We start from the raw sequence: 10,817 nt of genomic DNA, 5'->3' as shown, positions 1-10,817 counted from the left end.
CACGGCGAAAACTCAAGTATTATATATTTTACGGATGCTTAGGTACACTGCTGAAGAATGTCCCCTGGTCTGGATGATGAAGCGCTATCAGAAGTTGTCGGGTTTGTTCTGATTCTTGCGCTTGTAATGGCTGCAATTTCGCTCTATATAACGTATGTTGTGCCCGCCCAGGGGCGCGAGGACGAGATCCAGAAGATGACCCAGGTGCGGGACTGGTTCGTCAACTACAAGACCCAGGTGGACACGCTCTGGATGAACAGTCCGCCGCATGTCCCTTCACCGTTTGACACCTTATCTCCATCCTATCACTACCCTCGTTCTCAGGATGCCAGTTCTATGGATGCTCTGAGCTGGTTGTATACAAACCAGACAGAACTGTTCGACATAACCTCCGGCGGGACGACCCTCTCCCAGGTTCTCGACCCGGCCACCGGTAGCGGCACGACACCTGCCCGGATGTTCATTCCAATCCTCGCCCCGATCCGCTCGTCGGCCAGGGTCGGGCTTCCCGAATACGGGGAGAACTTTACGATCACCACCAACAGCACCAGTGACTATGCCAATGTATCCCTGCGGGGGTTGGAGTTCCAATCGCAGAACAACTACTGGATCCAGCAGACCTACACCTACCAGGACGGCGGGGTCTTCCTGGTCCAGAATGCCACCAGTGGTAATGCCGACATCTCGGTGCTGGCCTATCCGGCGATTTCGATCGTCAATGCAACCACCAGTCCAGAGGTGAACCTCATGCTGGTCAACATGGCCGGGACCACTGAAGGAGCGATCGGCACCTCCTCGCCGGTGATGGTCAGGACCTGGCTGAACGACCCTCCGGACTATGTGATAGCCAACAAAACCTTCACCAGCGTTACGCTGACCGCCCACACGCGAAGTGCACCCTATGCCCAGATGTGGGTCGACACCTTCAACAACGCAGTCAGAAGCGGACTTGCCAACAGCACCGCCACACTGCCCGGCCCCCTGGCCACCATCATAAACACCACCGACGCCCGGATCACAATCGACGCCCCTCAGGATTCCTCCGTGAACCTGACCGTATCGCAGGCAGACTACATTGCACACCTGCAGAATGTGCAGTCCATGATGGAGTGACCAATAATGAAAACCAATAAGGATCGCCGGGGTTCATCCGGTGAAGAACGGCAGCGATGGCACGAGTGGGGTGTCTCTGAGGTGATCGGTGTCGTCCTCCTCCTCTCCCTCGTGGTCGTCGGCGGCACCGTCGTCGGGACACAGCTCCTCTCTCAGCCAGCGCCCAAGGAGATCCCGAATGTGAACTTCCTGGCGAATTACAACCCGGGAAACCTGACCCTGTATCATACCGGAGGGGATACCCTCCCCAACGGGGATTACAAGTTTGTCGTGCAGTACCTGGACGGTACAAAATCTCAAACATTCAACGCCACTAAAGACTGGTCGTCCGGCAGTCCACTCACCTTCCCGGCCGTATCACAGCCAGCCAAGGTGACCCTGGTCTACACCGGCAACGGAGCCGGCGAGACGGCACTCCGGTCGGTCGTCATGGGAGACCAGGGCAGCGATGTCGGGGAGCCTTCTTCGGGTTCAAACTCAACAGATAACCCACCGTCAGCATCGACACATTACACCATCACCCCGATATTCGATTCACTGAAGGGAAGTATCACCTGCAACGGCACTTCGTTAGTGAACAATAGTCCATTCGACCTTACCGCAGGAGAAACGCCAACGCTCACATTCACAAACATTGCAGGGTTCAAATTCGACAAGGCAATCATCAGCGGGGACAAAGGCGCATCCACCACAGTGACAACGAGCCCATACAGATTCACCACGGGTGTAGACCAGAACTACACTGTCACGGTAACATTCGCAGAGATAGCACCACCTGCGCCAGCACATTACACCATCACCCCGATATTCGATTCACTGAAGGGAAGTATCACCTGCAATGGCACTTCGTTAGTGAACAATAGTCCATTCGATCTTACCGCAGGAGAAACGCCAACGCTCACATTCACAAACATCGCAGGGTTCAAATTCGACAAGGCAATCATCAGCGGGGACAAAGGCGCATCCACTACAGTGACAACGAGCCCATACACATTCTCCACGGGTGTAGACCAGAACTACACTGTCACGGTAACATTCGCAGAGATAGCACCACCTGCGCCAGCACATTACACCATCACCCCGATATTCGATTCACTGAAGGGAAGTATCACCTGCAATGGCACTTCGTTAGTGAACAATAGTCCATTCGACCTTACCGCAGGAGAAACGCCAACGCTCACATTCACAAACATCGCAGGGTTCAAATTCGACAAGGCAATCATCACCGGGGATAAAGGCGCATCCACTACAGTGACAACGAGCCCATACACATTCACCACAGGTGTAGACCAGAACTACACTGTCACGGTAACATTCGCAGAGATAGCACCACCTGCGCCAGCACATTACACCATCACCCCGATATTCGATTCACTGAAGGGAAGTATCACCTGCAATGGCACTTCGTTAGTGAACAATAGTCCATTCGATCTTACCGCAGGAGAAACGCCAACGCTCACATTCACAAACATCGCAGGGTTCAAATTCGACAAGGCAATCATCAGCGGGGACAAAGGCGCATCCACTACAGTGACAACGAGCCCATACACATTCTCCACGGGTGTAGACCAGAACTACACTGCCACGGTAACATTCACAGCCAATGTCTACACGGTGAACGTCACCTCCGGCCTGAACGGCTCGGTCCGGGCGAACGACCAGACGGTCGCGGCCGGCACTTCCGGAACGGTCAACGTCGGTTACAACGGAGAGGTGAACTTCACCTACCTGCCAACCACCGGCCATCACATCGACACCGTGACCTACACCGCCGAGGACGGCAGCCAGAAGCAGCTGCCGATCGTCGACAACACCACCTCCACACTCCCGGGTATCACGAGCAACTGCACGGTCGTCGCGACCTTCACAGTCGACCGGTTCGCCATCACCGTCACCCCACCAGTCCACGGCAGCATCACTCCGAACAGCACGCAGATGGTCGACTACAACGACACGCCAACCTTCACCTTCACCCCTGAGGCGGGATACCACCTCGGCACGGTGACGGTCGACGGCACATCGGTCACCCCGGCCGGGAACACCTACACGTTCCCGCCAGTCACCGGGCCGCACACCCTGGCTGCGACGTTTGTGGTCGACACGTTCACCATCAACGCATCGGCAGGGGACCATGGGACGATCAACCCGAACGGCGCAGTTCCGGCCAATTACGGTGAATCGAAGGACTTCACCATCACCGCGAACACCGGATACCATATCAACAGTGTGACCGTCGACAGCACGCCCCAGACCATTCCGGCAGGCAACACCTCGTACCTCTACACCTTCACCAACATCCAGGCGAGTCACACCATCAACGCCAGTTTCGCGATCAACACCTACACGATCAACGCGACCGCAGGGGATCATGGAACGATCACGCCGAACGGCACGCAGACGGCCAACTACGGAGATTCCAGAACCTTCACTATCACGCCGGCGACCGGGTATACGATCGCTGATGTGACGGTCGACGGGGTCTCACAGGGAGCGGTTACGACCTACGCACTCACCAACATCCAGGGCGATCACACCATCACGGCCACCTTCACGCAGGTCATATACACGATCACCGCGAACACCGGACCGCTCGGGACGATCACCCCGTCCGGGTCACTGGGGTATGCCTACCATGCGATCCCGTCGTTCACCGTAAGCGCCATCCCTGGCTACCATATCGTCAACATCATCGTCGACGGAGCGATGCAGGGGCCGGCCCCGAACTATACGTTCGCCCCGCTCGAAGCGAACCACACCATCACGGCTGACTTCGCAAAGAATGTCTACACGATCACCGCAACGGCCGGCAGCGGTGGCAGCATAACACCAGCCGGGATCACCTCGGTGAACTACGGAGACAATCAGGTCTACACGATCGCGGCCGGCAGCGGCAACACCATCGATGATGTGGTCGTCGACGGCATCTCGATCGGCCAGGCCAGTTCATTCAACTTCACGCAGGTGAACGGGAACCACACGATCCAGGCCTACTTCGACATCAACGGGGTCGGACCCTACTCGATCGCCGGGTATATCTGGAACGACCAGAACAATAACGGAGTCTGGGACAGTGGCGAACCGCCACTGGCCGGCTGGACCGTTCAGGCCCAGGGCAAGGGGACGGCCCAGGACTGGCACGTGGTGAACCAGACGGTCTCCGACAGCACCGGTTACTATATCATCAGCAATCTCCCCAAGGACCACTACCACGTGGTCGAGGTGCAACAATCCGGCTGGAACCAGACCTACCCGATCAGTCCGAAATACTACGATGTCGAGAACCTGAACCAGGGACGGGCGGACAAACACCAGCAGGTGACCGGGGACAACTTCGGAAACCACATGACCGCCACCGCAGGAAACCAGATCCTGTTGAACAACCCGATGAACATCGGGGTGCTGAAGGACGGGACCTACATCCGGTTCACTGGAACCACCTGGCGCGAATGGCCACAGCCCGCCCATACCGATGACTGGATTGAAATGGATTCCTCAGCCACCCTCGCATCCGGACTGGATATCGTTAGTGGAAATAAGTTCAGGATCCCCTGGCAGACTCAGGTTACGATCATGATGGACGGGGATCAGGCAAACGGGCAGATCTACATCTCCAACACTCAGATCAGCACCTACCAGTTCGACCATGTCAAGGTGTACTTCAACGGGAACCTGGTCGCCACAGGTAAGATCACGGGTATCTGGGTGAATGGATATACCAACTGGCAGTCCACGCTCACCTACGTGATGAGTTCCTACAACTCGGGGGCCCAGTTCGTGGTGAACGGGACGAATATCATCAACCCGCCCTGGTGGCCATACCAGGACTGGGGTGTCAATGTGTATGCGATTGCTCCACAGAGTGCCCCCTATAGCAACGTGCTGAACTTCAACTACCAGAATGGGAGAACCTACCTGGTCTGCAGTGGAACCTATGATCTGTTCACTGCCTGAACCAGGTACTCTCTCAACCTTTTTTTCAACGATGCCCATCCGCCTGCAGTGTGTGCCGTCGGATCCGGATCAGCCGGCGTATCCTCCCTGCATGGTCGGGGGCGAACCGGCACCCGGTGATGAAACCAATCATTTCCTGCCGGCCGGGGTACCGGTGATGCTCTTGTCTGGTCATCATCGGTTCTCCGATCGTGCAGACAGAGAGATACCCGGTTTCCAGCCGGGGTCGGAACGGGGTCGGGCTGAAGAACGGAATGCACCAGCGGGTGTACACCGGACAGATCTGCTCAATCAGAGAGGGTTATCAGGCAGTACGGACTACTATCATTGGATCAATGGCAGCCCTGCCGCCCGGGCTGCAGGTGTACCATAACCATGGTGAATAACGAGGGAAACGCTGAGATCATGGGGGTCGTCCTGTTGATCGCGATCTTCGTCGCAGCCGTCGGGCTGATGGGGATCACGATGCTCTCAGCTCCGCAACCGGAGAAGGTGCCGGCCGTGGCCCTCGACTTCTGGGCAGATGACAGCCACACCAACATCTCGCTGATCCACCGCGGCGGCGAGACGCTGAACCTCTCGGGTGCGAAGTTGATGGTCCTCTACAGCGGCGATTCAACCGCCCAGGACAAAACATCAGCGTTCAACCTCACTAACTCCTCCGGATTATCTACACGCCTCTCTTCTACTACACCTGAACTTTATTCCATCGGGGACAACCTGAGTTTTACCGCCGATAGGAAGATCGATCAGGTGCAGCTGATCTGGCCCGGCACCGGTCTGGCCAGCATGACCGGCGGCGGTGGAGCGGTGCTGCTCGGGGCCTGGTCGCCGGACAGCAGCAGCGGAAGGAACCCGCCGGCAGCCGTCACCGGGGCCGTGCCGATCACATTCCCATACCCATCTGAGGGGCCGACCTGGACGCAGCCGACGCAGAACCCCACGGCCCCGTGGGTCTACTTCATCGCGAACATCACCGCGACCAACGGGACGGTGCCGATCAACTTCACCGACCTGACCGATTACCATGGATGGTCGTCATCGTACAAGAGATCCTGGAACTTTGGTGATAGTGGATCAAACGTCATCACCGATCAGACCAACCCATACACGTATCCCTACTATCAAGCACCGACAGACTGGCCCTACATCAAGAACTACACCGTCACCCTCAACCTGACCGACGAGAGCGATGTATTGACCCCGTACTCCCTGGCCAGGCAAAATTACATCTCGGTCTATAAATCTCCCATCGCTGGATTCGACGCCTCCCCACTGGAGGGGAACTCAGGGATGGAGGTCTGGTTCACCAACACCACCACCGGATATGAGACCAGCCTCTCCTGGGACTTCGGTGACGAGAATCGAACAACAAACGCCTATCCAAGACCGGCCTTCCCCTACACCTATTACAACCCCGGATCGATCCAGCAGAACTACACCGCTTCCCTGATCGCCAATGTTGACCTGGGAGACAACCCTCATGAGAGCAGCGACCCCTTTCAGCGGGTCATCATAGTCCATCCGCAGGTGATCGCCGCCTTCACGGCCACCCCGATGACCGGACCGGCGCCGCTCACGGTCTCCTTCGATAGCAACAGTTCACAGGGATATCTCCTCTCCTACTTCTGGGACTTCGGCGACGGCACCACGTTCACCAGCCAGAATCCGCAGCACACCTACACCACCGCAGGGAACTACACCGTCAACCTGACAGTCAGCAACACCCTCCCCGGCCCCAACACCAGTACGACGAGCAGGACGATCACCGTCACCGCTCCACCGCTGGCACCGCCGGTCGCGAACTTCACGGCCACCCCGATGAACGGCACAGCACCGCTCCTGGTCACCTTCACAGACACGTCAACCAACACCCCGACTACCTGGAACTGGTCGTTCGGTGACGGGAACACCGCCACCCTCCAGAATCCGACCCACACCTACACCACGCCAGGTGCTTATACCGTCACCCTGACGGTCAGCAACGCAGTCGGAAACAGCACGGCGACGAAGACAGTCATGGTGTACAACAACCAGAACACGATCCGGGTCGACGCCGGGTACGGTGCAAACTCCACCGACTGCCTGGGCAATGTCTGGCTGGCAGATCGGGAGTACACCTCAGGCATGTGGGGCTACAGCCCGACCGGAGCCCCGCTCTACTCGGTGAATGGATCCATCGCCAACACATCAGACCCAGCCCTGTATCGGACCAGCAGGTGGTCCACCACCGGAACGGTCGACTATCAGTTCAATGTACCGAACGGGAACTACAATGTGCAGTTAAAGTTTGCAGAGACCGACACGAGCATCAACGCCGGCAACCCGAGGAAGTTCGATGTCACTGTCAACAATAACCCGGTGGCCTCCAGTTTTGACGTCTATGGCACCGTCGGAGCCAACTCCACGGCAGACCTGTACTCGAACGTGACCGTCATCGACAACCTGATCCATGTCGTCCTGAAGGGCACCACCGGACAGCCGATGATCGCGGCGATCGGCATCGCCCCCGCCTCGACCTGGGTCTCGCCGGCCTTCACCGCCAACCAGACGATCGGAAACACACAGCTCCCGGTCCAGTTCAACGACACATCAACAGGAACGGTGAACAGGTGGTTCTGGGACTTCGGCGACGGTGCCACCTCCACCATCCAGAACCCAACCCACACCTACACCTTGCCGGGTACCTACAAGGTGATGCTGACCGCCGGGAACGCCAACCAGAGCGGAACAGTCGTGAAGAAAGACTACATCACCGTCGGGCCGGCCCTGGCCGCGAACTTCACCGCGAATCCGACCACCGGCATCGCCCCGCTCGCAGTCGGGTTCACCGACACCTCCACCGGAAACGGGATCTCGAACTGGTCCTGGACCTTCGGCGACGGTGCCACCTCCACCATCCAGAACCCAACCCACACCTACACCTTGCCGGGTACCTACAACGTCACCCTGACCGTCACCAACCCCTATGCCAGCGCCTCAACGACGAAGACGATCACCGTCCACTCGCTGAACCCGAACTTCACCGCAAACAGGACGATCGGCAACGCACCACTCCCGGTCCTCTTCACCGACACCACGACGAGCGACCTTGCCGTCAACGCCTGGACCTGGAACTTCGGGGACAACAGCACCGCCACCACCCAGAGCCCAACCCACTCCTACACGACACCCGGAATCTACACCGTCACCCTGACCGTCTCCAACACCAGCCTCGGGTTCACCAACACCACCACGAAGAGCGCCTACATCACCGTCCTCCAGCCGCTGGTGCCGAACTTCACCGCCAACAGAACCGCCGGCAACGGACAGGTCCCGGTCCAGTTCACCGACACCACCACCGGCACCTCGATCACCACCTGGACCTGGAACCTCGGCGATGGGAACACCTCCACCCTCCAGAACCCGACCCACACCTACACCACGCCGGGCACCTACACCGTCACCCTGACCGCCGGCAATGCCTATGGAAACGGTACGGTCACCAGGACCGGATACATCACCGTCTACCCACCGCTCGTCGCGGCCTTCGGCGGAGCACCGCTCCTCGGCAACGCACCGCTCAATGTTTCGTTCGTAGATCAATCCACCGGGTTCACCATCAGCGGCTGGAACTGGACCTTCGGCGACGGCACCACCTCAACAAGCCAGAGCCCGCAGCACACCTACACCGCCGGAGGGAACTACACCGTCACCCTGACGATCACCAACGCGTATGGCACCGCCAGCATCTCAAAGCCGGCCTTCGTCACGGTCCTGCCGCAGCTGGTCGCGAACTTCACCGCCAACAGGACGGCCGGCAACGCACAGTTCCCGGTCCAGTTCACCGACACCTCGACCGGGAGCGGGATCAACGGCTGGTCATGGAACTTCGGCGACAACACCACGACATCAGCCCAGAACCCGACCCACACCTACACCACCGCAGGGAACTACACGGTCTCCCTGACCGCGTTCAACCCGTATGGAAACACCACCACGATCAGGACCAACTACATCACCGTCCTGAACCCACCGGTCGCCGCCTTCACCGGCACACCGACCGTCGGCAACGGGCAGGCGAACGTCACGTTCACCGACCAGTCCACCGGGGACGGCATCATCACCTGGGCCTGGACCTTCGGTGACGGAAACACCGCCACCACCAGGAGCCCGCAGCACCTGTATACCAACCAGGGAACCATCCCGAAGACGTTCAATGTCACCCTGACTGTCACCAACGCCTATGGAAGCGGCACGACCACCAAAACCGGGTACATCACCGTCTACCCGCCGCTGGTCGCCAACTTCACGACGACCGCGACCACCGGATATGCCCCGCTGCAGGTCGACTTCACCGACACCTCGACCGGCTACAACATCATCGCCTGGACCTGGAACTTCGGCGACGGCAGCCAGACAGGGATCAGTCAGAACGTGAGCCACTCCTACAACACGCCAGGCACTTACACAGCCACCCTGGTCGTCACCAATCCGTTCGGGCAGAGCACCCAGGCCACGAGAACGATCACCGTCAACGCGCCAGCGACGACGCCGACCCCGGCAGGAGGGCTGATCAACGGAACGATCTACAACGATCAGAACGGCGACGGCGTGGCGAACACCGCTGACCCGAAGCTCGCCGGCTGGACGATCAACCTGTTCCTGAACGGAAATGTCATCGCAACGACGACGAGCGATGCAAACGGAGCCTATGCATTCTACGGGCTGGACAATGCAAAGGGCTACACCGTCGTGGAGGTGCTTCCGATGGGCTGGAGGGGAACGAACCCGGCAGGTGGAACCACCGGTTCAGTTCAGATCAACCCGGGCAGCAAGAGTGCCTACACGAACACCAACTTCTGGAACTACTACAAGCCGGTCTCTCCAGGCGGACCCATCACGCTGAACGCTGCCAAACCGGGATCCCTGGTGAGCGGCGGTTACTTCCAGTTCAGGGACACCGTCGCCTGGTCCGGGTCGACCGGGGTCTCGATCGACGGCACCTTCCACCAGATCAACCAGGACGATATCGTCAGACTGACCATCGAGAAGAGCGGGAGTGCAAACATCCAGATCTCGAGCGGAGGGATCTGGACCTTCACAGCTCCGGACGCGACCCTCTCGATCAACGGCGTCGTCATCCAGAGAGGTGCCGTAACCGGGATCGCCATCCACGGATTCGACACCCTCCAGTCGACCCTGGCAGTGACCGTTCCCTCGCAGAATGTCTGGACCAGTTTCACGGTGAACGGTGGACAGGTCATCCCGGGCCAGAACGACAACCGGATCATCAACCTGTACAACGTCACCACCGGCACTGATGGAGGGCTCAACCTTCAGGTTGGCGCCGACATCTATATCATCGGAAGCACCGGCACCTATCAGCTCCTCCCCTGATTCCCCCATTTTTATCGATCACCATCCTACCGTTTAACTCTCCCAAAAAGCCGACCGGCCCGAATCTGATCCGTTCGCTAAATAGTATCTGATCAGGGAAAGAACGGAGAGGTGAAAGCCAGCAGGAATTCGGATTATTGCTTATCGAGGATCCAGGTCGATAGTCCAGTATGGAAACGTTCGTACACAGATCCTCAGAGAAGACCGCAACGCCGATCGGTGCCTCAGGCCATTTCATGAATCGACGAGTGGCCGCCCTCCGGAAAGCACCGAGCCCGGCGATCACGATCAGAACAACCAGCGGAAGGATCACGCTTCCCCACGAAATGATCTGCTCTCCACCGGATCGCACAGCAGACCGGGCGGGGTGATCC

The 10,817-nt window shown here is 58.5% G+C and carries 6 protein-coding genes; 5 read left to right on the top strand and 1 reads right to left on the bottom strand.

All coding sequences use genetic code 11. The features are described from left to right. The first annotated feature begins 57 nt into the window (after positions 1–57). Complete coding sequence (locus MPAL_RS00535) at positions 58–1,113, top strand: hypothetical protein (protein ID WP_012616814.1); 1,056 nt, start codon at positions 58–60, stop codon at positions 1,111–1,113. Positions 1,114–1,119: 6 nt separating this feature from the next. After that, on the top strand, positions 1,120–5,064 hold the full coding sequence (locus tag MPAL_RS00530) for a type IV pilin (RefSeq protein WP_012616813.1): 3,945 nt from the start codon (positions 1,120–1,122) through the stop codon (positions 5,062–5,064). Between the two features lie 25 nt (positions 5,065–5,089). On the opposite strand, the gene MPAL_RS16040 is transcribed toward MPAL_RS00530, so the two are convergent. After that, on the bottom strand, positions 5,090–5,242 hold the full coding sequence (locus MPAL_RS16040; RefSeq protein ID WP_158303592.1) for a hypothetical protein: 153 nt from the start codon (positions 5,240–5,242) through the stop codon (positions 5,090–5,092). Between the two features lie 13 nt (positions 5,243–5,255). Between MPAL_RS16040 and MPAL_RS15585 the strand changes: the two genes are divergently transcribed. The 3 genes from MPAL_RS15585 (at position 5,256) to MPAL_RS00515 (ending at position 10,814) form a co-directional block, all read left to right on the top strand. Next, positions 5,256–5,450, top strand: a complete 195-nt coding sequence (locus MPAL_RS15585; RefSeq protein ID WP_148208084.1) for a hypothetical protein — start codon at positions 5,256–5,258, stop codon at positions 5,448–5,450. After that, positions 5,440–10,443 (top strand): PKD domain-containing protein, encoded by a 5,004-nt coding sequence (locus MPAL_RS14020; RefSeq protein WP_012616812.1) that lies wholly within the window; start codon positions 5,440–5,442, stop codon positions 10,441–10,443. Before MPAL_RS15585 ends, MPAL_RS14020 begins: the two co-directional genes overlap by 11 nt. Before the next feature lie 170 nt (positions 10,444–10,613). Further along, the gene (locus MPAL_RS00515; protein WP_048144958.1) at positions 10,614–10,814 is read left to right on the top strand and encodes a hypothetical protein; all 201 of its coding nucleotides are present in this window, start codon (positions 10,614–10,616) and stop codon (positions 10,812–10,814) included. Positions 10,815–10,817 lie beyond the last annotated feature (3 nt).

It is taken from the genome of Methanosphaerula palustris E1-9c (assembly GCF_000021965.1).
In the GTDB taxonomy this organism is placed as follows: Archaea; Halobacteriota; Methanomicrobia; order Methanomicrobiales; family Methanospirillaceae; genus Methanosphaerula; species Methanosphaerula palustris.
Note: the sequence above shows the minus strand (reverse complement) of the source record. Positions and strands in the feature narration are given on the sequence as shown.

Excerpts from the sequence above, each read along its gene's own strand:
- MPAL_RS00535 (WP_012616814.1), top strand. The coding sequence starts at position 58 with ATGTCCCCTGGTCTGGATGATGAAGCGCTATCAGAAGTTGTCGGGTTT.
- MPAL_RS00530 (WP_012616813.1), top strand. The coding sequence starts at position 1,120 with ATGAAAACCAATAAGGATCGCCGGGGTTCATCCGGTGAAGAACGGCAG.
- MPAL_RS00515 (WP_048144958.1), top strand. The coding sequence starts at position 10,614 with ATGGAAACGTTCGTACACAGATCCTCAGAGAAGACCGCAACGCCGATC.
- MPAL_RS14020 (WP_012616812.1), top strand. The coding sequence starts at position 5,440 with ATGGTGAATAACGAGGGAAACGCTGAGATCATGGGGGTCGTCCTGTTG.
- MPAL_RS16040 (WP_158303592.1), bottom strand. The coding sequence starts at position 5,242 with ATGATGACCAGACAAGAGCATCACCGGTACCCCGGCCGGCAGGAAATG.